This is a genomic window from Streptococcus infantis, from assembly GCF_019929575.1.
GTDB classification, from domain to species: domain Bacteria; phylum Bacillota; class Bacilli; order Lactobacillales; family Streptococcaceae; genus Streptococcus; species Streptococcus infantis_L.
Genome location: NZ_JAHZPU010000002.1, coordinates 117,725 through 138,566, shown reverse-complemented (window position 1 = coordinate 138,566; position 20,842 = coordinate 117,725). Strand labels below are relative to the sequence as shown.

Below are 20,842 nucleotides of genomic sequence, written 5' to 3'. Positions count from 1 at the left end.
GAGTCAGCTCAAACAGCTTGAAAGATACTCGCTTAATCAGAGGAACAACTTTGTTGCACTTGACTTGACAATTGGGGCAAAGAAAGGAAATAAAAATATGAAAAAGAAATTTATGAGAAGTGGTAGAGATCAAAAAATCGGTGGTGTATGCGCTGGTTTAGCTAATTATTTTGATATTGACCCTACAATTGTACGTGTGATTTGGGGAGTTCTAGCTTTCTGTTATGGTGCTGGACTTATTGCTTACTTAATTTTGTGGGCAATCGCTCCTGTATCTGATGAATATTAAGATTAGAGTATTATAGTAAAGGAGAAAAAATGGCATTTGGTGATAATGGTAAACGTAAAAAAACATTTTTTGAGAAATTGACACTATTCGTCGTTTTGATTATGTTGTTTGTAACCTTAGCAGGTATCTTTGCTACAGCTATCGGTGTATTTAGCAGATTTTAAAATGCTAGATTTTCTAGCAAGTAGTAATAGTTGGTGACTGGGATTTCCCAGCCCTTTTTAGAGTGAGAAAAGAAGTATGAGTATGTTTTTAGATACAGCCAAGATCAAGGTCAAGGCTGGAAATGGTGGCGATGGGATGGTTGCCTTTCGCCGTGAAAAATACGTCCCTAATGGCGGTCCATGGGGAGGTGATGGAGGTCGTGGTGGTAACGTTGTCTTTGTTGTAGATGAAGGTTTACGTACCTTGATGGACTTCCGTTACAATCGTCAATTCAAAGCCCAATCGGGTGAAAAAGGGATGACCAAAGGAATGCACGGACGCGGTGCAGAGGACTTGATTGTCCGAGTACCTCAAGGTACAACTGTACGTGATGCAGAAACTGGAAAAGTTATCACTGACTTGATTGAGCACGGCCAAGAGTTTATCGTTGCTCACGGTGGTCGAGGTGGTCGTGGGAATATCCGTTTTGCGACACCAAAAAATCCTGCTCCAGAGATCTCTGAGAATGGAGAACCTGGTCAGGAGCGCGAATTACAGTTAGAACTTAAAATTCTTGCGGATGTTGGTTTGGTTGGCTTCCCTTCAGTTGGGAAATCAACTCTGCTCAGCGTAATTACCTCTGCAAAACCTAAAATTGGTGCCTACCACTTTACCACGATTGTACCTAATCTTGGTATGGTCCGTACCCAGTCAGGTGAGTCCTTTGCAGTGGCCGACCTCCCTGGGTTGATCGAAGGTGCTAGTCAAGGTGTGGGCTTGGGAACTCAGTTCCTTCGTCATATTGAGCGTACTCGCGTTATCCTTCACATCATTGATATGTCAGCTAGTGAAGGACGTGATCCTTACGAAGATTATCTAGCTATTAACAAAGAGTTGGAATCTTATAACCTTCGTCTCATGGAACGTCCCCAAATCATTGTTGCTAATAAGATGGATATGCCAGAAAGCCAAGAAAACCTTGAAGAATTCAAGAAAAAATTGGCGGCTAACTATGATGAGTTCGAGGACCTGCCAACCATCTTCCCAATATCAGGTTTGACCAAACAAGGTTTGGCACCTTTACTAGATGCAACAGCAGAGCTACTTGATAAGACACCAGAATTCCTTCTTTATGACGAGTCAGAGATGGAAGAAGAAGTTTATTATGGCTTTGATGAAGAAGAAAAACCATTTGAAATTGGTCGTGATGACGATGCTACTTGGGTTCTTTCAGGTGAAAAACTCATGAAACTCTTTAACATGACGAACTTTGACCGTGATGAGTCTGTTATGAAATTTGCTCGTCAGTTGCGTGGTATGGGAGTTGATGAAGCTCTCCGTGCCCGTGGTGCTAAGGACGGAGATCTAGTTCGTATCGGTAAGTTTGAGTTTGAGTTTGTAGACTAGGAGATAGCTATGGGAGATAAACCGATATCTTTCCGAGATGCTGATGGAAATTTTGTTTCTGCAGCAGACGTCTGGAATGAAAAGAAATTAGAAGAACTTTTTAATCGCCTCAATCCCAATCGTTCATTGAGACTTGCGAGAATGAAGAAACAAGCTGAAGAAAAAAAATAAGAATAAAAGAACCCGTGATATGTTTATCACGGGTTTTTGTTACCGATCAAAAAATAGAGGTGGTGCAAATTGTTTGAGGCGTTCAAAGCAAGATTGAGCTTGTTCCTTATCCTCGCAGATAACCAAACAGACATCATTTCCACAGATAGTAGCGACTATTTCAGGGAAGTTTAGGGCGTCCAAGATAGATCCGAAGGATTGTGCCAAACCTGGATAGGTTTTGATAACAACTTGGTGTTGGACGGGTTGCATCATGTAGAGGGCTTCCTCCATATAAACTTCTAGCCGTTTTTCCCACTTGGATGTAGAGCCAGTGTTGATTGAATAATAGGAGTGTTCACCTTCACGAATCTTAGAAAGATTCATCAGGTTAATGTCTCTTGAAAGTGTTGCTTGTGTGACCTGTACTCCGTTTTCAATCAGTAGTTCTTGTAATTCAGTTTGGGTATGAATTTTTTGTTTAGTGATTAGGGCTCGGATGAGCTGGTGTCTTTGTTCGGCTTTGTTCATCTACAGTTACCTCCCTTTGAAAAGGAATCTCAAGACTAGACTGTGCAAGGTCGACAGTCAAGTGATAGTCTGTATTGTCACGTACAGTAATCTCAAAGTCTGTTGTGTAAAGAACGAGACGTACTGTATCGCCTTCTTTTAGTTTGTAAATTGTTGGTTGGAGTTCAAATTGGAATTCCATCCATTCATCTGGCTTGACTTCTTCAATTTTCAATAAATCATGACGATTTTGAAGATTGAGATAGCCTTTGGTGATAACACGCTGTGCATTTGGGCTAAATGGTAGTTCGCAAAGGTTTTCCAGCATATGGTAACGGCCATTATCAATAGTACGAGCAGCCAAAACTCCTGGATATGGTTGTAGGTATTTCTTTTGACCAAGTTCGAGAAGTTGGGCAGATAGTAAGCCTTTGTTTGTACTTGATTTGAGACGGAGGTTTAGTTTAACACGCCCATTGAGATGAAGTTCTTCTGTCACTGGCAGGTCAATCGTAACTTGATTGACTTTCCCTTGATAGAGTTCATTGTTAAAGGTTTGATAGGTTTTTCCAAAACGTTCAAAGTCTGAGTCTTGATAGTGGTTTTGAATGACAGCTTCTTCAGTACCTAATGTGAAAGTTTTTTGGTCAGTTTGATTTCCGAAATCATCTAATGTCATCCATGTTTGAGGAGCTGTATTATCTTGCCAAACGACTCTTGGAAGTCGGTAATCAGTTTCATGCCCCAATAATTTCTGCGTCAAAAGAGCATTCATGGATTCACGGAAATCAATAGACTGCCAATTGTTCATATATACATGGGCACCGTTATGATAAAAGAGATGTTTCTTAATATTGCTTGGAAGAGCATTGAACATTTTATAGACATGTAGTGGTTTGACATTCCAGTCTTGTGAACCGTGAGTAAAGACAACTTCAGCCTTAACCTTAGAAGCGTTAAGGAGGTAGTTTCTGTCATGCCAAAATTGGTTATAATCCCCAGTTTTACGGTCTAGATTTTTCTTCAGTTCTTCTATAGAATCTTTATGAGCCTCGTTTCCACGAATATAGTCACCAGCTAAGAGATTACGAGAATAAGTTAATTCATCTAATGAATCGAAGTCCTCCCCTGGATAGCCACCAGGGCTTGTTACTAGACCATTTTCACGGTAATAGTTGTACCAAGAAGAAATACCTGCTTCAGCAATAATGACTTCTAAACCATCAACTCCTGTAGTGGCAAGACCATTAGACATTGTTCCTAGATAAGAAAGACCAGTAGTTGCAACTTTTCCATTTGACCAGTCAGCATTGACCTGACGTTCACGACTGTGGTCTGTGAAGGCACGGCAACGACCATTGAGCCAATCAATAACATTCTTATAAGCTTCGACTTGTCGGTAGTCGCCGTTGGTCATTTGACCTTGAGAATCCTTTGTACCAAGACCAGATACGTAGATATTTGCAAATCCTCTTGGAAGGAAGTAGTCGTTAAGTGTGTAGCTGCTATTGATATGAGTCAGTTTTTCTTCAGCTTCTGAAACGAGGTCTGCTTGGCCAACTGGCTCAACCAAGTCTAATGTTGGATTTACTAGAGAAATTTTATGTGGTTCCTTGACTTCTAGCTCAGTTTCCATTTTGTAAAGAGCTTTATCGCTTGCTTTATCATTGGTTCCTTGATGGTAAGGACTTGCAGTCATGACTGCTGGAATTTTGCCATTGTAAGTCGGACGGATGATGCTAACCTTGACCAAATCAGGTAGACCATCATTATCAGAATCAATACGAGTTTCCACATAAACAACTTCACGAATAACATTGTTAGTTGAGAAAGTAGCCAAACTCTTTCCATTGAAGTAGTGGTAATCATTGTCCTCAGGGATAAGACCATCACTAACTAGCTGATCAATCAAGGTATTTCCCTTTTTAGTGCGCGTGTTAAGGAGTTGATAAAGATTGTCAATCAAATCTCCATATACAATAGGGAATGCCGTTTCTTTATGAAAAGCTAGACCATCTTCAAAGTCTATTAAGTAGTTGAAACCAAGCAACTGAAAGGCAACAGTATAGAAAATTTCTGAAGTTAATTCACGATCAGAATTGAAGAAAGTGAGTAGATCAGTTTCTTTGTCAACCGCTAAAGTTGAGAGGGGATAATCCGTATTTTTGTAATTGAAAAAATAAGTTCTAACAAAAGCTTCAAACTGTTCTTTTTCAGAATTTGATTGATCAAGCTTGAACCCAAGGTTGGAGAATTCCTGTAAAGCTTCTTGCTGGCTTACAGGATAGTAACTGAATTGATTAAAACGCATAGATGCCTCCTTTGAAGAATCATTAAATTTATTATATCAAAAAAGAAGGGAAAATGATAGAATCAGCTGGTTTGGAAAGATTAAATTGCTAGTATTCTAACAGAGTTTAAGAGAGTGTTTTAACAAGCCCTATCTTGATTTTTTGAGTATCCTAAAAGGTTATGCTATACTAGAAATATGTTAGATTTGGAGAAATATGGTGTGACCATGTGGGAAGAGGACAAGATTTTCTCTTTCCGTCAAAAATTATTAGCCTGGTATGACGAAAACAAGCGTGATTTACCCTGGAGACGAAGCAAGAATCCTTATCATATCTGGGTATCTGAAATTATGTTGCAGCAGACTCGTGTTGATACCGTCATTCCCTATTATGAACGTTTTTTGGACTGGTTTCCGACTGTTGAAAGCTTAGCAAATGCTCCTGAGGAGCGCTTATTAAAAGCTTGGGAAGGACTTGGCTATTATTCTCGTGTCCGCAATATGCAAACAGCCGCTCAACAGATTATGAGTGAATTTGAAGGCAAGTTTCCGTCAACTTATGAAGGTATTTCAAGCTTAAAGGGGATTGGTCCTTATACAGCTGGTGCAATTTCTAGTATTGCCTTTAACCTTCCACAGCCTGCAGTAGATGGCAATGTCATGCGTGTTTTGGCACGTTTGTTTGAAGTCAATCATGATATTGGAAATCCTAGCAATCGTAAACTATTTCAAGCGATGATGGAAGTTCTAATAGATAGTGATCGTCCAGGTGATTTCAATCAGGCTTTGATGGATTTAGGTTCAGATATTGAGGCTCCTGTTAATCCAAGACCGGAGGAGAGTCCTGTTAAGGAGTTCAGTGCTGCTTACCAACATGGAACCATGGATCGCTATCCCATTAAGGCTCCAAAGAAAAAGCCAATCCCTATTTATCTAAAGGCTCTTGTGGTGCAAAATAGTCAGGGCCAGTTTCTATTAGAGAAGAATGAGAGTGAAAAACTCTTGGCTGGATTTTGGCATTTTCCCTTGATTGAAGTTGATGAATTCTCAGACCAGAATCAAGATTTGGATCTTTTTAGTCAAGTAGCGGAACCAATTTTACAGCTTGGACCATCTCCACAGGAGAGTTTTGAACAGGACTATGATCTTGAAGTTGATTGGCAAGATCTACGTTTTGAAGAGGTTAAGCACATTTTTAGCCATCGAAAATGGCATATCCAGATAATTGCAGGGCGAGTTGCTGAGTCGCAGGAATACGCTGATAGAGAAGTCCTTTGGTTACGTCCAGAAGAATTTAGCAATTATCCCCTAGCCAAACCTCAGCAAAAGATCTGGCAAGCCTACTTGAAAAGAAGCTGCTAGTATCGGTCTTTCGTGTCTTCTTTACATTTTTTTGGTATAATGAGATAAGGAAAAAGGTGACTAAATGAAAAAAATACTAATTGTAGATGATGAAAAACCCATCTCAGATATTATAAAATTTAATATGACCAAGGAAGGTTATGAAGTTGTAACTGCTTTTAATGGTCGTGAAGCTCTTGAACAATTTGAAGCTGAGCAACCAGATATTATTATCTTGGATTTGATGCTTCCAGAGATTGATGGACTTGAGGTCGCAAAAACTATTCGTAAGACAAGTAGTGTTCCAATTATCATGCTTTCAGCAAAGGATAGTGAATTTGATAAGGTTATCGGGCTTGAGCTTGGGGCGGATGACTATGTGACCAAGCCATTTTCAAATCGTGAACTACAGGCCCGTGTTAAAGCTCTTCTCCGTCGTACAGATCTTGTTTCAGTCGATAACCAAGAACCTGAAACGAAATTACAAAGTCTGCAGATTGGAGATTTGGAGATTTTACCCGATGCTTACGTGGCTAAGAAATATGGTGAAGAGTTAGACCTAACCCACCGTGAATTCGAACTCTTACACCATTTAGCTTCTCATCTTGGTCAAGTTATTACCCGTGAACACCTGCTTGAAACTGTTTGGGGATATGACTATTTTGGAGATGTCCGTACAGTTGATGTAACCATTAGGCGTTTGCGCGAGAAAATTGAAGATACACCAAGTAGACCTGAATACATCCTAACTCGTCGTGGAGTGGGATATTACATGAGAAATAATGATTGAAGTAATTAAACAAACAATTTTGACGAGTGACTTTATCTTTATCCTCATCCTAATTGGCTTTATTATGCTAGTGACTTTTCTTCTGCTTGAGAGCCGTCGCGATAATATTCGCCTTAGACAATTAAACCAGAAGGTTAAGGATTTGATTGCTGGTGATTATTCTCAGGTTTTGGATATGCAGGGAAGTTCAGAGATTACCAATATCACAAACAATCTTAATGATTTGTCAGAAGTAATCCGTTTGACTCAAGAAAATCTGGAACAAGAGAGTAAAAGGTTGCATAGTATCTTGTCCTACATGACAGACGGAGTACTTGCGACCAATCGTCGTGGTCAGATTATCATGATTAATGACATGGCTAAGAGACAACTTGGAGTTGAAAGGGATGATGCTCTTAATCAAAATATCTTAGAGTTACTCAAGATTGAAGATGAGTATGAGTTGAGAGATCTCATTACCCAAAGTCCAGAATTGATGATTTATTCGCAGAATCTTAATGGCGAGTATATCAGCTTGCGCGTGCGTTTTGCCTTGATTCGTAGAGAGTCTGGCTTTATCTCGGGTTTAGTAGCAGTTCTACATGATACGACTGAACAAGAGAAGGAAGAACGTGAGAGAAGGCTTTTCGTTTCTAACGTTAGTCATGAGTTGCGTACACCCTTGACCAGTGTAAAATCCTATCTTGAGGCCTTGGACGAAGGAGCCCTAACAGAACCAGTTGCTCCAGATTTTATCAAGGTTTCTCTTGATGAAACCAATCGTATGATGCGGATGGTGACGGACCTCTTGCACCTCTCACGGATTGACAATGAGACCAGTCACTTGGATGTCGAGTTGATTAACTTTACTGCCTTTATCACCTTTATTCTCAATCGTTTTGATAAAATGAAAAGTCAAGATGAGGAGAAGAAGTACGAGTTGGTGAGAGATTATCCGATTAACTCTGTTTGGATTGAGATTGATACGGATAAGATGACCCAGGTGATTGATAATATTTTAAATAACGCTATCAAGTATTCACCAGATGGTGGAAAAATCACTGTAAGCATGAAGACTACAGATGATCAGATGATTTTATCTATTTCGGACCAAGGGCTTGGGATTCCTAAAGAAGATTTACCAAAGATTTTTGACCGTTTTTATCGTGTTGACAAGGCAAGAAGTCGTGCTCAAGGTGGTACTGGTCTAGGACTTGCTATTGCTAAAGAAATCGTCAAACAACATAATGGATTTATCTGGGCTAAGAGTGAATACGGTAAGGGTTCAACCTTTACTATCGTACTGCCATACGATAAGGATGCCGTGAAAGAAGAGATTTGGGAGGATGAACTAGAAGACTAGAATGAGTGATATCGGTTTTAAATACAGTATTTTAGCATCGGGTTCCAGTGGAAATTCATTTTACTTGGAAACACCAAAAAAGAAAATTTTAGTAGATGCGGGCCTATCTGGCAAAAAAATTACAAGCCTTTTGAGTGAAATCAATCGTAAACCAGAGGATTTAGACGCTATCTTGATTACGCATGAACATTCAGACCATATCCACGGTGTGGGCGTTCTGGCTCGCAAGTACGGTATGGATCTTTATGCCAATGAGAAAACTTGGCAGGCTATGGAAAATAGTAAGTATCTTGGTAAGGTTAACTCATCTCAAAAGCATATTTTCGAGATGGGGAAAACCAAAACCTTTGGTGACATCGATATCGAGAGTTTCGGTGTGAGTCATGATGCAGTCGCGCCCCAGTTTTATCGTTTTATGAAGGATGATAAGAGCTTTGTTATGCTGACGGATACGGGCTATGTTAGTGACCGTATGGCTGGCATTGTCGAGAACGCAGATGGCTATCTGATCGAGTCAAATCATGATGTTGAAATCCTGCGAGCAGGATCTTACGCATGGCGACTCAAACAACGCATCCTGTCTGACCTTGGTCACCTTTCAAATGAAGATGGAGCAGATGCTATGATTCGCACACTAGGTAATCGTACCAAGAAGATTTACCTAGGCCATTTGTCTAAGGAAAATAATATCAAGGAGCTGGCCCACATGACCATGGTCAATCAGTTAGCTCAGGCAGATCTGGGAGTTGGAGTAGACTTTCAAGTTTACGATACTTCACCAGATACCGCAACACCATTGACGGAGATATAGCAAGGAACGCCGAGAGGTGTTCTTTTTATCTTGACTGAGCTCTTAAAAAGTAATACAATAGTGTTACCAATAGTTATAGGAGAAGAAACATGACGACTATTACATTAAAAGTTTCCGAAGCAGATAAAACATTTATGAAAGCCATGGCTAAGTTTGAAGGAGTTTCTCTATCAGAGTTGATACGGACAAAAACTTTAGAAGCTTTAGAGGATGAATATGATGCTCGTGTAGCAGATTTAGCTTATCAAGAGTATTTAGAAGATTTGGAAAAAGGGCTTAAACCCATTACTTGGGAAGAAATGATGCATGATCTAGGTCTGGAGGAAGATTAACTTGTATAAGCTAGTTCCAACAAGACGATTTATTAAACAACTAAGGAAATTAGATCGTTATACACAAATATTAATTACAAAGTATCTAGAAAATAACGTTTTAGAGGATCCAAGACGTCATGGGAAAGCTTTGGTGGGGAATCGAGGTGGTCAATGGAGGTACCGGATTGGTAATTATCGAGTTATTGTGCAAATTGTAGATGATGAACTGATAGTCTCTACTCTGGAAGTTGGTCATCGTAGAGATATTTATTAGAATTCCCATTAAACTATTTTATTTACTTTTTATAACAAGAGGAGTTTACAGATTGCAGAACAAGTGGAAGATAAAAGCCTATTACGATACTAGTATTATAATATTAGCTTTAATATCAGTTGTTTTAGTCATACTTGGTTTTACAGATTTAATTGATCTTGAGAAACCTCCATACAGTATTATAGACTTAGTCATATGGTTTGTTTTTCTTGTCGATTATATTTGGAGATTTAGTATTTCCAAAAGTAAATGGTCATTTATTATAAACAACATTTTTGACTTGCTTGCAATTCTGCCTTTGAATGCTATTTTTACAGTTTTTCGTTTGGGGAGGATCTTCCGTCTTGCACGCTTAACAAAGTTAGTAAAACTAACTCGGTTATTAAGAATTATAGGTCTTACTGGCAAATTAGAGAAAAAGCTAAAAATTTTTCTAAGAACAAATGGATTAATTTACATTCTGTATGTCAATTTTTTTATTGTTCTAGTTGGTAGTTCAATCTTATCAGTTGTTGAAGAGAAGACATTTTCTGATAGTGTATGGTGGTCACTTGTTACTGTTACAACGGTTGGATATGGGGATATTGTTCCAAGTAGCCTATTTGGGAAATGGCTAGCTGTATTATTGATGCTAGTTGGAATTGGAACAATAGGAATGCTAACAAGTTCTTTAACTAATTTTTTTGTTAAGGATGAATCTAAAACTCAAATAAATCTTGCTAAACTTTATAAGGAAATTGAAAATCAAAGACAATTAATTGAATCACAAGATAAGAAGCTTGAAGAGTTGAATCAGATGGTTAAAGAATTGCTGAAAAAATGTTAGCAAACAAATAGTTTTTCAACAGTCTATAAAATCAAAAAACGCATAATATCAGGAGTTCATAAACCTTGATATTATGCGTTTTAACATGAAATAAATTATTGGATTATCTCCTAAAATTCAATCTAAACTAAATTTCTTACAAGTCAGCAAATTCTTTGATTTCTTGTGCTGACATTGAAGAGTCGCAACGGACATTGATTTGACCGTTTGCTACATGGATGAAGCCTGGTACAGTAGGGATTCCATAGCGTGAACGAAATTCTTGCAGTGCTTCAAGTTGGCTTGGTTCTTCACTATTGATGAAGTAGATGTGTGCTTTAGTTTCAGCTACAACACCAGCCAATGTACCTGCAAATTTACGGCAGTAAGGACAAGTTTTACGTCCGATAAAGAAAGTTGCTGTTTCTTGCTTGTCGAGCGCTTCTTGAGCACGCGCAACTGTTGTCACTTCAAGATCTTTGATATTTTCTAAAAATTGTTCCATGAGAATACCTCGCTTTTTTTGATAAAACTAGTATGCCATAAAAATGCTAAAATTGCTCAGTTTTGATACGGAAATAGATGGTGGGACAGAAATCAGTAAACTAAGTCTGATTTTCTAGTCCTATATTCCTGTGTCTTTAAAGATATAGAAACTGAAGTTTTGCTCAAAAGAGCTAAAAAAAGACATAAATTACAGTCAGCTTTTACTTCATCATCAAAAATAAAGGTCAGGATTTTTCCCGACCTTTAGATAGTTGCTTTATTTTACAAAAGCATTGATTTCAGCTTCGATGTTAGCAATCTTAGCTTGTGAATCTTCGTTACTTTCACCAACAACTGCAATGTAGAACTTGATTTTTGGTTCTGTACCTGAAGGACGAACTGCGATCCATGAACCATCTGCAAGAGTGTATTTCAATACATCACTTGGAGGAGTTGTCAAGGTTGTTACAGTGCCATCAGCTGCTGTAGATGTTTGTGCTTTGAAGTCTTCAGTGATTGAAACTGCTGTTGCGTTAAATTCTTTTGGACCATTATTACGGAATTTCGCCATAATAGCCTTAATTTGCTCAGCACCGTCAACACCAGAGAGGGTAACAGAGATTGTCTTTTCAGCATAGTAGCCGTACTCTTTGTAGATTTCTTCGATACCATCTGCAAGAGTCAAACCACGAGAGCGGTAGTAGGCAGCAAGTTCAGCAACGACAAGAACAGCTTGGATAGCATCTTTATCACGCACGAATGGTTTAATCAAGTAACCGAAGCTTTCTTCAAATCCCATCATGTAAGTGTGATTGTGTTTTTCTTCGAATTCTTGGATTTTTTCAGCGATAAATTTGAAACCAGTCAAGACGTTGAACATAGTTACGCCGTAGCTTTCAGCAATCTTAGTTACCAAGTCAGTTGATACGATAGATTTGCAAAGGGCTGCATTTTCTGGAAGTGTACCAGCATTTTTGTGAGCTTCCAAAATATACTTAGCCATGATGGCACCGATTTGGTTCCCTGAAAGGTTAAGGTAGCTACCATCTTTTTGAAGGACTTCAACACCGACACGGTCAGCGTCAGGGTCAGTTGCGACAAGAACATCAGCCCCTACTTGGCGACCAAGTTCTTCTGCAAGTGCAAAGGCTGCTTGGCTTTCTGGGTTTGGAGATTTAACAGTTGAGAAGTCTGGGTCTGGAGTAGCTTGAGCTTCAACAACTTGAACTGAGTCGAATCCTGCTTGTGCAAGAGCACGACGCGCCAACATTTCACCAGTACCGTGAAGAGGAGTGTAGACAATCTTCATGTCCTTACCAAACTCTTCAATCAAAGCTGGGTTGATGTTCACATCTTTGACTTCTTTGAGGTATTCGGTATCGACTGCTTCGCCAATAACTTCAATCAAACCAGATGCTTTTTCAGCTTCTACATCAGCAACTTCAATAGCAAATGGATTTTCGATAGCACGGATATAAGTTGTCAAAGCATCCGCATCGTGTGGAGGCATTTGACCACCATCTTCTCCGTAAACCTTGTAACCATTAAATGGAGCAGGATTGTGGCTAGCAGTAATCATGATACCTGCGAAGCAGTTGAGGTGACGAACGGCAAATGAAAGCTCTGGAGTTGGACGGAGACTTTCAAAAACATAAGATTTAATACCGTGTTTAGCAAGAACTGCTGCAGATTCAAAGGCAAATTCTGGAGAGAAGTGACGGCTATCATAAGCGATGGCAACCCCACGTTCTTTTTCATTTCCACCTTTAGATTCGATCAAACGAGCCAAACCTTCAGTTGCTTGACGGACTACATAGATGTTAATGCGGTTAGTACCAGCACCAATCAATCCACGCATACCTGCAGTACCAAACTCAAGATTGGTATAGAATGCGTCTTCCTTAGTTTTTTCGTCCATGTTTTCCAAATCATGACGAAGATAGTCTGGAAGATCTGCGAAATCAACCCATTTTTGGTAGTTTTCTTGGTAAGCCATAGGAAATCTCCTTTAATATATAATCTAATCGCTTAAATTATACCACGATTTGAAGTTTTAGTAAAACGTTAGCATGAGTTTCTGAAAAAGTTATGAAATGTACCTAAACCACAAGTCTTGAACGGCTTATCGAAACATGCTATACTAACTGTATGATTATTTTACAAGCTAATAAAATCGAACGTTCTTTTGCAGGAGAGGTTCTTTTTGATAATATAAACCTACAGGTAGATGAAAGAGACCGTATTGCCCTCGTTGGAAAAAATGGTGCTGGAAAGTCTACTTTGCTTAAGATATTGGTTGGAGAAGAGGAGCCAACCACTGGTGAAATCAATAAGAAAAAAGATATTTCCCTCTCTTATCTTGCACAGGATAGTCGCTTTGAGTCTGAAAATACTATTTACGATGAAATGCTACATGTATTTGATGATTTGCGTCGGACTGAAAGACAACTTCGACAGATGGAGCTAGAGATGGGGGAAAAGACTGGTGCAGAACTAGATAAGCTCATGTCTGACTATGATCGTCTATCAGAAAATTTCCGTCAGGCTGGAGGATTTACCTATGAAGCCGATATTCGCTCTATCTTAAATGGATTCAAGTTTGACGAGTCCATGTGGCAGATGCGAATCGCTGAGCTTTCCGGTGGTCAAAATACCCGTTTAGCCCTTGCCAAAATGCTCCTTGAAAAGCCTAATCTCTTGGTCTTGGACGAACCGACTAACCACCTAGATATTGAAACCATTGCCTGGTTAGAAAACTATTTGGTCAACTACAGTGGTGCCTTGATTATCGTCAGCCATGACCGTTATTTTCTCGATAAGGTTGCGACCATAACACTTGACTTAACCAAACATTCTTTGGACAGATATGTAGGAAATTACTCAAGTTTTGTGGAGCAGAAGGAGCAGAAGCTCGCAACTGAAGCCAAAAACTACGAAAAGCAGCAGAAGGAAATTGCTGCCTTAGAAGACTTTGTTAACCGAAATCTTGTTCGAGCATCAACAACCAAACGTGCTCAATCTCGACGCAAGCAACTGGAGAAAATGGAGCGCTTGGACAAGCCTGAAGCTGGGAAAAAGTCAGCTAATATGACCTTCCATTCTAATAGGGTATCTGGTAATGTCGTTTTGACAGTTGAAAATGCTGCTATTGGCTATGATGGTGAAATCTTATCAGAACCCATCAACCTTGATCTTCGTAGGATGAACGCTATTGCCATTGTTGGTCCTAACGGTATTGGTAAGTCAACCTTTATTAAATCCATTGTGGACCAAATTCCCTTTATCAAGGGTGAAAAGCGCTTTGGTGCTAATGTTGAGGTTGGTTACTATGACCAGACTCAGAGCAAACTGACACCGAGCAATACAGTCTTAGACGAACTCTGGAATGATTTCAAATTGAAACCTGAACTTGAAATCCGTAATCGCCTAGGTGCTTTCCTATTCTCAGGTGATGATGTTAAGAAATCTGTTGGGATGCTGTCTGGTGGCGAGAAAGCACGTTTGCTTCTTGCTAAACTGTCTATGGAAAACAATAACTTCCTGATCCTCGACGAGCCGACCAACCACTTAGACATCGATAGCAAGGAAGTTCTGGAAAATGCCCTGATTGACTTTGATGGAACTCTTCTATTTGTCAGTCACGACCGTTATTTCATCAACCGTGTAGCCACTCATGTGTTGGAATTATCTGAGAATGGATCAACCCTTTATCTGGGTGATTATGACTATTATGTTGATAAAAAAGCAGAGCTAGCAGCTAGCCAAGCAGAAGAAAAGTCAGCTGTTAACCAAGAAAAAGAAGTTTTTCCAGTTAATGACTACCAAGCCCAAAAAGAGAGTCAAAAAGAACTGCGTAAATTGATGAGACAAATCGAAAGTCTTGAGACAGAAATCGAAGAACTGGAAACTCAAGCCCAAGCTATCTCTGAACAAATGCACACTACTAATGATGCAGATGAACTCATGCAATTACAAACAGAACTAGATAAGATTAGCCAGCGTCAGGAAGAAGCAATGCTAGAGTGGGAAGAATTATCGGAGCAGGTGTAAAATGGAACATCTTGGAAAAGTCTTTCGTGAATTTCGAATCAGTAAAAATTACTCTCTAAAAGAAGCTGCAGGAGAAGCTTGCTCTACTTCCCAATTGTCTCGCTTTGAATTGGGAGAGTCTGATCTAGCTGCTTCACGTTTTTTTGAAATATTAGATAATATTCACGTAACGATTGAAAATTTTATGGATAAGGCCAGAAATTTTCATCATCATGAGCATGTCGGCTTGATGGCTCAGATTATTCCACTTTACTACTCAAATGATATTGCAGGTTTTCAAAAGCTTCAAAGAGAACAACTTGAAAAGGCTAAGAGTTCAACCAATTCTCTCTATTTTGAGCTGAACTGGATTTTGCTACAAGGTTTGATTTGTCAAAGAGATGCTAGTTACAGTATGAAGCAAAGTGATCTTAATAAGGTGGCAGATTATCTTTTTCAAACGGATGAATGGACCATGTATGAGTTGATTCTTTTCGGTAACCTCTATAGTTTCTACGATGTTGACTATGTCACTCGGCTTGGTAGAGAAGTGATGGAGAGGGAGGATTTCTACAAAGAAATTGGACGCCATCGAAAACTGGTCTTGATTTTAGCTCTTAATTGTTACCAGCATTGTTTAGAACATCTTGCTTTTGAAAATGTCAACTACTTTGAAGCTTATATAGAGAAGATTATAGGTAAGAGCATCAAACTCTATGAGCGTAATGTTTTCCACTTTCTTAAGGGATTTGCTCTTTATCAGAAGGGGCAAAAAGAAGAAGGTTGTAAGCAGATGCAAGAAGCCATGCATATTTTTGACGTGCTAGGTCTTCCAGAGCAAGTAGCCTACTATCAGGAACATTACGATAAGTTTGTAAAAGATTAATTTTCCCAAATATGGGAAAAATGAGAAACTCCTCCAAGTTTTGATACAATAGTTTTAAAATTGAGAGGAGTTTTTATGAATCGATACGCAGTACAGTTGATTAGTCGTGGAGCTGTTAACAAGATAGGAAATATGCTCTATGACTATGGAAATAGTGTTTGGTTAGCCTCAATGGGAACGATAGGACAGACTGTTCTTGGGATTTATCAAATTTCTGAGTTGGTTACATCTATTTTAGTCAATCCCTTTGGCGGGGTGATTTCAGACCGCTTTTCGCGTCGCAAGATTTTGATGACGACAGACTTGATTTGTGGCATTCTCTGTTTAGCTATTTCTTTCATCAGAAATGATAGCTTGATGATTGCTGCCTTGATTTTTGCCAATATTGTTCAAGCCATTGCCTTCGCTTTTTCTCGTACAGCCAATAAAGCCATTATAACTGAAGTGGTTGAGAAAGACGAGATTGTGACCTATAACTCTCGCTTAGAATTAGTCTTGCAGGTTGTTGCTGTAAGTTCCCCTGTGCTCTCTTTCATCGTTTTACAATTCGCCAGTCTCCATATGACACTAGTCTTAGATGCCATTAGTTTTTTCATCGCGTTTGGTCTAGTTGCCTTACTTCCAAAGGAAGAACCAAAGGTTCAAGTGAAGAAACCTTTTGCAGGGAAAGATATTTTTATGGATATCAAAGATGGGTTGCACTATATCTGGCATCAGAAAGAAATTTTCTTTCTCTTGTTAGTGGCTTCCAGTGTGAATTTCTTTTTTGCAGCTTTTGAGTTTTTGCTTCCTTTTTCAAATAAACTTTATGGTCTAGAAGTAGCCTATGCGACTATCTTAACGTTGGGGGCTATCGGCTCCATCATCGGAGCTTTGGTCGCTAATAAATTTAAATCAACAATGAAGACACTTTTATTCTTATTGATTTTAACAGGAGTAGGAGTTTTCATGATGGGTTTACCACTTCCAAATTTTCTAACCTTTTCTGGAAATCTGATTTGTGAATTATTTATGACAATTTTTAATATTCACTTTTTCACTCAAGTACAGATCAAGGTTGACGGAGAATATCTGGGAAGAGTACTGAGTACCATTTTTACACTGGCAATTCTCTTTATGCCGATTGCAAAAGGGTTAATGACATTTTTACCAAGTGTGCAATTAGTTTCCTTTTTAATCATAGGACTTGGGGTTATCTTACTTTCCTTGGTATCCATGATCTATATTCAAAGAAAAGATTAATACAGAAAAAAACAGCGAAGCCGCTGTTTTTGTTTAAAATTATCCACCCTGAGGGAATCGAACCCCCATCTCAAGAACCGGAATCTTACGTGATATCCATTACACTAAGGGTGGAAACTCTAATTATTATATCAAAAAAGAGAGTTGAACTCAAGTTTTTTCTAGACTCAACAAAAAGAGTAGTAAAAAGGATTCAGTATTGAACCGAATCCTCTATATGATTATTTTTTCTCAAGAAGAGCTTTGATTTCTTGAAGTACTTCCAACTCAGTTGGACCAGCAGGTGCTTCTTCAACCACTTCTTCTTTTTTAGTAAGGCTTTGAGCTTTTTCCATTGCTTTAATCACAAAGAATAGAACAGTACCAACTACAAGGAAGTTGATAACAGCACTCAAGAATTTACCATATGTAACACCATTCCATGCAAGCTCAGCGATGTTTTGTACTTTCGCAGCTTCCAAGGCTGGGTTCAATAGAAGTGGAGTGATGATATCATTAACAAATGAAGTTACGATAGCACCAAAAGCAGAAGCGATGATCACACCGACAGCAAGGTCCACGACGTTACCGCGGAGCAAAAATTCTTTAAGATCTTTTAACATTTTCTTTTTCCTTTCATAATTTTACAGTCTACATTATAGCTTAATCCCGAAGTGAATGCAAGTAATATGCTCATTGTTTTTTAAAAACAAAAACTTTACTAAAGATGTAATTTAGGACTATGATGGTAACTTGTGCAAAAATAGTTTCAATTGTATTGATAGTATTGAGATTATCAGCTACAAACTGACCGATAATATGAGGGAAACTCGTCACAAAAATAAAGGTCAAAAGTAGGTCTAAAAGAAAAGTTATGAATCTTGCAGTCGTAAACTTTATCAGACGCTTGAACCAATTTTTTCTTTCTTGCTTAAATACAAATGTGTCATTTGTAAAAAAGGCAAATAGGATTCCAGCAATATTTCCCAAGGCAGTCGCAACTAACTCTTGTTGAGTAAGATAAAAGATGACGATGCGGACAAATATTGATACTACGGTAGTAGCAACGCCGAAAAATAAATAAGATAAAATTTCGTTATCGAAGAATTTTTTAATGTATCTTTTCATAAGATTAGTATAGCATAAAGCATTTAAATGTGCTATACTAATAAAGTTGACTTGCTCAACCCTTGGTGCTTAGCTTCTTTCACCAAGCATATTAGACGCGGGATAGCCGCTAAAGGAGAAAACATGAAAAAACTTACTGTCCGTGATTTGGCAGATATTGCCATTGTCGCAGCTATTTATGTGGTGTTGACAATCACACCACCACTGAATGCCATCAGTTATGGCGCCTATCAGTTCCGTATTTCTGAAATGATGAATTTCCTAGCTTTTTATAATCCTAAGTACATTATCGGTGTTACTCTTGGATGTATGATTGCTAATTTCTTCAGTTTTGGACTTATTGATGTTGCGGTTGGTGGAGGATCAACTCTTGTCTTCCTTAGCTTAGGAGTTTGGTTGTTCAGTAAATACAGTAAAGACTATCTGTTTAATGGATTGATTCGTAAAGATCATTTCTTCTTTTCAATTCTATTTTCAATTTCAATGGTAACAATCGCTGCTGAATTACATATCGTAGCAGAAGCACCTTTCTTCTTTACTTGGTTCACTACTGGTATTGGAGAATTCGCTTCACTAATTGTCGGTGCTATTCTTATCGGAAAAATCGGTAAACGTCTTGATTTGACTAGATAAAGATATCACATGAAATATTATTGAAAATGGCTGAACTTTGTTCAGTTTTTTTCTTTATCCATGAACCTAGAAGCTCAACAAAAGTGGTATAATAAAGAAAAAAGGGATTATTTTAATATGTATGGTTATCGTATTTCAGTTTTTGAAGTCCTTTGGAAAAATCAGGTCATTAGATTTTTGTTAATTTTTTTAGCACTATTTTATTTCTATCTTTTTTTCCAAAGAGTTAAGACATCTTTAAAAAGTGGTGGGAGTATGTTGGATCCTTTTCATATTGCAAAGGGAAGATTATACATTCACACGATTATTCTTTTTAGAAAAAGGATTGTTCCTCTAGCTGAAATTAGACAGATTGATATTGATTACGTTCGAGGGAGAAGAATGAATGGGGACAGGTATCATCTGTACTTTACAAGGAAAGATGGAAAATCTTTTACTTTTCATTTTGGAAAAAGCAAAAGAAACGAGGAGTTATTGAAAAATCTTGCCAATGTGGCCAAGAAGTGCCATATTAAAATCTATTATTATTATTATTATTAAGAGTCGATTGCTAAAATTGGATTGTTGTCACTTGTGACAGTTGTCAAAGCTAGGAGAGTAGCTAATATGAATCAACTACAAGTAATAAGAGAAGATAAACAACTAAGAATTTTATTGATGCAAGAATGCGATATTCTCTTTTATGACCAGTTGAAAGAGGTTGAATTTTCTCAGAACAATGAAGTTTATTCTCTTTCGCCCATAGCCTTTGCTAAAGACGGCAGCGGGGGAGAATATGTAATTCTTGAAGATCAGAGTATCGGCTTTATAGGGAGTGAAGGCCAAGTTGGTCGGGTAGCAGAAAGCCTTGATGACTTGCTTACTTTCTTAATTCATGCTGGTTCTATCTCAGACTTTTCTTGTCGGTTACTCTACCAAAACAAGGATTTGTTGGCAAAATTCTGTCAGGGATTTATCAACAAAGCACGACAAAATTACCAGTCAAAAGGCGAAAAGTGGGACAAAGTGAGAACTCTACTTGCACAAGAGTTGGGACTTGAATTTCAGCCAGAAAAACTGCAAGAGTTAGCCTTCAATTTTTATCAATCAGCGATAAGAACCCCTCTTTTCACTTGTAAATATGGTCATGCTGAGGATGAATATGTTTGTGATTCTATTTTGTCAGATATTATCGGTTTGTGGGTTTCAGAGCTAGTAGGGATGTCGGTAAAAGAAATTGAAGCATGTGCTAGCACAAAAAACAATTAAATCTAAAGGACAAAATTTTATTTTCGCTTAAAATATTTTATGTTATAATATTAACAGTGATATTTTAAGGAGTTTATATGAGTTTTTCAGAATTTATTTCAAATGGAACATTTCTGAAGAAGATTGATTGGAAAAAAGCTTTTATCATTTTACTCTATTGCGCTTTTTTCAACTTAGTTGGTGCTATCTTAGCAGGTTGGTGTTTTGCTAATTCATCAGCTTTTTCACACCTGACACACGACAGTTATCTAGCAAAGATTGTTGCCAAGAAGTTAGCACGACCTAGTGAGTTGGTCTTGTTGGAGGGGATTTTGGCAAGTATGTTTGTAAATATTGCCATTCTATCTTCTGTTTTGGTTAAGGATAGCAGTGCTAAGCTGTGGATTATCTTATCAGCAATCTCAATGTTTGTTTTCTTGTCAAACGAGCACATTGCAGCTAACTTTTCATCCTTTAGCATCATTAAATTTAGTATTGTCTCTGATCAAATTGCTAACTTTGATATTCCAAATATCCTACGCCATTGGGGAGTTACCTTCATCGCTAACTTGATTGGTGGAGGATTCTTGATAGGTTTACCATACGCTTATCTTAATAAAAATGAAGAGACTTATGTTGATTAGCACTTAGCTTTTACTAAATAAAATGAAAATCAATAATAGAGGAGGTCGGGACTAAAAATCCAGACCTCGATTTTTTTGTCCAAAGAAGCTTTTGATAAAAACGTTATTTTCTCTGTCTATA

23 protein-coding genes, 1 tRNA gene, 1 pseudogene and 1 riboswitch are annotated in these 20,842 nt (G+C 38.2%); of the genes and pseudogenes, 18 read left to right on the top strand and 7 right to left on the bottom strand.

The annotated features are described in order from the left end of the window. Nucleotides 1-97: 97 nt before the first annotated feature. From K1I67_RS01855 to K1I67_RS01840, 4 genes are all read left to right on the top strand, one after another. Nucleotides 98-289, top strand: a complete 192-nt coding sequence (locus tag K1I67_RS01855) for a PspC domain-containing protein (protein ID WP_052689745.1) — start codon at nt 98-100, stop codon at nt 287-289. Nucleotides 290-318: 29 nt separating this feature from the next. After that, complete coding sequence (locus tag K1I67_RS01850) at nt 319-453, top strand: DUF4044 domain-containing protein (protein ID WP_049548929.1); 135 nt, start codon at nt 319-321, stop codon at nt 451-453. A gap of 76 nt (nt 454-529) precedes the next feature. Next, a complete protein-coding gene (gene obgE, locus K1I67_RS01845; protein WP_223338544.1) occupies nt 530-1,840 on the top strand; it encodes a GTPase ObgE in 1,311 nt (436 codons plus the stop codon). 9 nt (nt 1,841-1,849) lie between these two features. Then, the gene (locus K1I67_RS01840; RefSeq protein ID WP_006148428.1) at nt 1,850-2,011 is read left to right on the top strand and encodes a hypothetical protein; all 162 of its coding nucleotides are present in this window, start codon (nt 1,850-1,852) and stop codon (nt 2,009-2,011) included. 39 nt (nt 2,012-2,050) lie between these two features. On the opposite strand, the gene K1I67_RS01835 is transcribed toward K1I67_RS01840, so the two are convergent. Beyond that, complete coding sequence (locus tag K1I67_RS01835; RefSeq protein WP_001030117.1) at nt 2,051-2,521, bottom strand: arginine repressor; 471 nt, start codon at nt 2,519-2,521, stop codon at nt 2,051-2,053. Beyond that, the gene (locus K1I67_RS01830) at nt 2,472-4,811 is read right to left on the bottom strand and encodes a Xaa-Pro dipeptidyl-peptidase (protein WP_223338543.1); all 2,340 of its coding nucleotides are present in this window, start codon (nt 4,809-4,811) and stop codon (nt 2,472-2,474) included. The genes K1I67_RS01835 and K1I67_RS01830 overlap by 50 nt, the downstream gene beginning before the upstream one ends. Nucleotides 4,812-4,988: 177 nt before the next feature. On the opposite strand from K1I67_RS01830, the gene mutY reads away from it, so the two are divergent. From mutY to K1I67_RS01795, 7 genes are all read left to right on the top strand, one after another. Next, nucleotides 4,989-6,152, top strand: coding sequence for an A/G-specific adenine glycosylase (gene mutY / locus K1I67_RS01825; RefSeq protein ID WP_223338542.1), 1,164 nt, complete (start codon nt 4,989-4,991; stop codon nt 6,150-6,152). 64 nt (nt 6,153-6,216) lie between these two features. After that, entirely contained in the window at nt 6,217-6,921 is a 705-nt protein-coding gene (gene yycF / locus K1I67_RS01820) for a response regulator YycF (protein ID WP_049508493.1), read from the top strand. Then, nucleotides 6,914-8,263 carry a cell wall metabolism sensor histidine kinase VicK gene (vicK, locus tag K1I67_RS01815; RefSeq protein ID WP_223338541.1) on the top strand — a complete coding sequence of 450 codons (1,350 nt, stop codon included), beginning with the start codon at nt 6,914-6,916 and terminating at the stop codon, nt 8,261-8,263. Before yycF ends, vicK begins: the two co-directional genes overlap by 8 nt. Nucleotide 8,264: 1 nt before the next feature. Continuing rightward, nucleotides 8,265-9,074 (top strand): MBL fold metallo-hydrolase, encoded by an 810-nt coding sequence (locus K1I67_RS01810; RefSeq protein ID WP_223338540.1) that lies wholly within the window; start codon nt 8,265-8,267, stop codon nt 9,072-9,074. Between the two features lie 89 nt (nt 9,075-9,163). Continuing rightward, entirely contained in the window at nt 9,164-9,406 is a 243-nt protein-coding gene (gene relB, locus K1I67_RS01805; RefSeq protein ID WP_223140897.1) for a type II toxin-antitoxin system RelB family antitoxin, read from the top strand. 1 nt (nt 9,407) lies between these two features. After that, nucleotides 9,408-9,662: a type II toxin-antitoxin system RelE family toxin gene (locus K1I67_RS01800; protein ID WP_045763285.1), complete on the top strand. Its 255-nt coding sequence runs from the start codon at nt 9,408-9,410 to the stop codon at nt 9,660-9,662. Between the two features lie 52 nt (nt 9,663-9,714). Beyond that, a complete protein-coding gene (locus K1I67_RS01795) occupies nt 9,715-10,488 on the top strand; it encodes a potassium channel family protein (RefSeq protein ID WP_223338539.1) in 774 nt (257 codons plus the stop codon). A gap of 136 nt (nt 10,489-10,624) precedes the next feature. On the opposite strand, the gene K1I67_RS01790 is transcribed toward K1I67_RS01795, so the two are convergent. Both K1I67_RS01790 and K1I67_RS01785 read right to left on the bottom strand, forming a co-directional pair. Then, nucleotides 10,625-10,972, bottom strand: a complete 348-nt coding sequence (locus K1I67_RS01790; RefSeq protein ID WP_223338538.1) for a thioredoxin — start codon at nt 10,970-10,972, stop codon at nt 10,625-10,627. Between the two features lie 258 nt (nt 10,973-11,230). After that, nucleotides 11,231-12,949 (bottom strand): phospho-sugar mutase, encoded by a 1,719-nt coding sequence (locus tag K1I67_RS01785; RefSeq protein WP_223338537.1) that lies wholly within the window; start codon nt 12,947-12,949, stop codon nt 11,231-11,233. 152 nt (nt 12,950-13,101) lie between these two features. On the opposite strand from K1I67_RS01785, the gene K1I67_RS01780 reads away from it, so the two are divergent. From K1I67_RS01780 to K1I67_RS01770, 3 genes are all read left to right on the top strand, one after another. Further along, complete coding sequence (locus K1I67_RS01780) at nt 13,102-15,003, top strand: ABC-F family ATP-binding cassette domain-containing protein (protein WP_223338536.1); 1,902 nt, start codon at nt 13,102-13,104, stop codon at nt 15,001-15,003. Between the two features lies 1 nt (nt 15,004). Then, nucleotides 15,005-15,868 (top strand): XRE/MutR family transcriptional regulator, encoded by an 864-nt coding sequence (locus K1I67_RS01775; protein WP_223338535.1) that lies wholly within the window; start codon nt 15,005-15,007, stop codon nt 15,866-15,868. Between the two features lie 75 nt (nt 15,869-15,943). Further along, nucleotides 15,944-17,110 (top strand): MFS transporter, encoded by a 1,167-nt coding sequence (locus K1I67_RS01770; RefSeq protein WP_223338534.1) that lies wholly within the window; start codon nt 15,944-15,946, stop codon nt 17,108-17,110. 42 nt (nt 17,111-17,152) lie between these two features. Here K1I67_RS01770 and K1I67_RS01765 read toward each other — a convergent pair. The 3 genes from K1I67_RS01765 to K1I67_RS01755 all read right to left on the bottom strand — a co-directional run bounded on the left by K1I67_RS01765 (nt 17,153) and on the right by K1I67_RS01755 (nt 18,217). Continuing rightward, nucleotides 17,153-17,224 (bottom strand) — tRNA-Arg (locus K1I67_RS01765). Nucleotides 17,225-17,331: 107 nt separating this feature from the next. Continuing rightward, nucleotides 17,332-17,712: a large conductance mechanosensitive channel protein MscL gene (mscL, locus tag K1I67_RS01760; protein ID WP_049526579.1), complete on the bottom strand. Its 381-nt coding sequence runs from the start codon at nt 17,710-17,712 to the stop codon at nt 17,332-17,334. Between the two features lie 70 nt (nt 17,713-17,782). Continuing rightward, nucleotides 17,783-18,217 (bottom strand): GtrA family protein, encoded by a 435-nt coding sequence (locus tag K1I67_RS01755; RefSeq protein WP_223338533.1) that lies wholly within the window; start codon nt 18,215-18,217, stop codon nt 17,783-17,785. A 28-nt stretch (nt 18,218-18,245) separates the two neighbouring features. Next, nucleotides 18,246-18,343, top strand: a riboswitch (PreQ1 riboswitch). Between K1I67_RS01755 and K1I67_RS01750 the strand changes: the two genes are divergently transcribed. The 4 genes and pseudogenes from K1I67_RS01750 to K1I67_RS01735 all read left to right on the top strand — a co-directional run. After that, the gene (locus tag K1I67_RS01750; protein WP_223338532.1) at nt 18,341-18,850 is read left to right on the top strand and encodes a QueT transporter family protein; all 510 of its coding nucleotides are present in this window, start codon (nt 18,341-18,343) and stop codon (nt 18,848-18,850) included. Its footprint overlaps the riboswitch before it by 3 nt. Nucleotides 18,851-18,910: 60 nt before the next feature. After that, nucleotides 18,911-19,390 (top strand): hypothetical protein, encoded by a 480-nt coding sequence (locus K1I67_RS01745; protein WP_223338531.1) that lies wholly within the window; start codon nt 18,911-18,913, stop codon nt 19,388-19,390. 66 nt (nt 19,391-19,456) lie between these two features. Beyond that, the gene (locus K1I67_RS01740; protein WP_223338530.1) at nt 19,457-20,098 is read left to right on the top strand and encodes a hypothetical protein; all 642 of its coding nucleotides are present in this window, start codon (nt 19,457-19,459) and stop codon (nt 20,096-20,098) included. Between the two features lie 92 nt (nt 20,099-20,190). Further along, nucleotides 20,191-20,721, top strand: a pseudogene (locus K1I67_RS01735) (formate/nitrite transporter family protein); the annotation flags it as partial. Nucleotides 20,722-20,842: the final 121 nt, after the last annotated feature.

Excerpts from the sequence above, each read along its gene's own strand:
- K1I67_RS01775 (WP_223338535.1), top strand. The coding sequence starts at position 15,005 with ATGGAACATCTTGGAAAAGTCTTTCGTGAATTTCGAATCAGTAAAAAT.
- K1I67_RS01790 (WP_223338538.1), bottom strand. The coding sequence starts at position 10,972 with ATGGAACAATTTTTAGAAAATATCAAAGATCTTGAAGTGACAACAGTT.
- K1I67_RS01850 (WP_049548929.1), top strand. The coding sequence starts at position 319 with ATGGCATTTGGTGATAATGGTAAACGTAAAAAAACATTTTTTGAGAAA.
- K1I67_RS01740 (WP_223338530.1), top strand. The coding sequence starts at position 19,457 with ATGAATCAACTACAAGTAATAAGAGAAGATAAACAACTAAGAATTTTA.
- yycF (WP_049508493.1), top strand. The coding sequence starts at position 6,217 with ATGAAAAAAATACTAATTGTAGATGATGAAAAACCCATCTCAGATATT.
- K1I67_RS01835 (WP_001030117.1), bottom strand. The coding sequence starts at position 2,521 with ATGAACAAAGCCGAACAAAGACACCAGCTCATCCGAGCCCTAATCACT.
- K1I67_RS01755 (WP_223338533.1), bottom strand. The coding sequence starts at position 18,217 with ATGAAAAGATACATTAAAAAATTCTTCGATAACGAAATTTTATCTTAT.
- relB (WP_223140897.1), top strand. The coding sequence starts at position 9,164 with ATGACGACTATTACATTAAAAGTTTCCGAAGCAGATAAAACATTTATG.
- mscL (WP_049526579.1), bottom strand. The coding sequence starts at position 17,712 with ATGTTAAAAGATCTTAAAGAATTTTTGCTCCGCGGTAACGTCGTGGAC.
- K1I67_RS01840 (WP_006148428.1), top strand. The coding sequence starts at position 1,850 with ATGGGAGATAAACCGATATCTTTCCGAGATGCTGATGGAAATTTTGTT.
- K1I67_RS01745 (WP_223338531.1), top strand. The coding sequence starts at position 18,911 with ATGAACCTAGAAGCTCAACAAAAGTGGTATAATAAAGAAAAAAGGGAT.
- K1I67_RS01810 (WP_223338540.1), top strand. The coding sequence starts at position 8,265 with ATGAGTGATATCGGTTTTAAATACAGTATTTTAGCATCGGGTTCCAGT.
- K1I67_RS01785 (WP_223338537.1), bottom strand. The coding sequence starts at position 12,949 with ATGGCTTACCAAGAAAACTACCAAAAATGGGTTGATTTCGCAGATCTT.
- mutY (WP_223338542.1), top strand. The coding sequence starts at position 4,989 with ATGTTAGATTTGGAGAAATATGGTGTGACCATGTGGGAAGAGGACAAG.
- vicK (WP_223338541.1), top strand. The coding sequence starts at position 6,914 with ATGATTGAAGTAATTAAACAAACAATTTTGACGAGTGACTTTATCTTT.
- K1I67_RS01855 (WP_052689745.1), top strand. The coding sequence starts at position 98 with ATGAAAAAGAAATTTATGAGAAGTGGTAGAGATCAAAAAATCGGTGGT.
- K1I67_RS01830 (WP_223338543.1), bottom strand. The coding sequence starts at position 4,811 with ATGCGTTTTAATCAATTCAGTTACTATCCTGTAAGCCAGCAAGAAGCT.
- K1I67_RS01780 (WP_223338536.1), top strand. The coding sequence starts at position 13,102 with ATGATTATTTTACAAGCTAATAAAATCGAACGTTCTTTTGCAGGAGAG.
- K1I67_RS01750 (WP_223338532.1), top strand. The coding sequence starts at position 18,341 with ATGAAAAAACTTACTGTCCGTGATTTGGCAGATATTGCCATTGTCGCA.
- obgE (WP_223338544.1), top strand. The coding sequence starts at position 530 with ATGAGTATGTTTTTAGATACAGCCAAGATCAAGGTCAAGGCTGGAAAT.
- K1I67_RS01770 (WP_223338534.1), top strand. The coding sequence starts at position 15,944 with ATGAATCGATACGCAGTACAGTTGATTAGTCGTGGAGCTGTTAACAAG.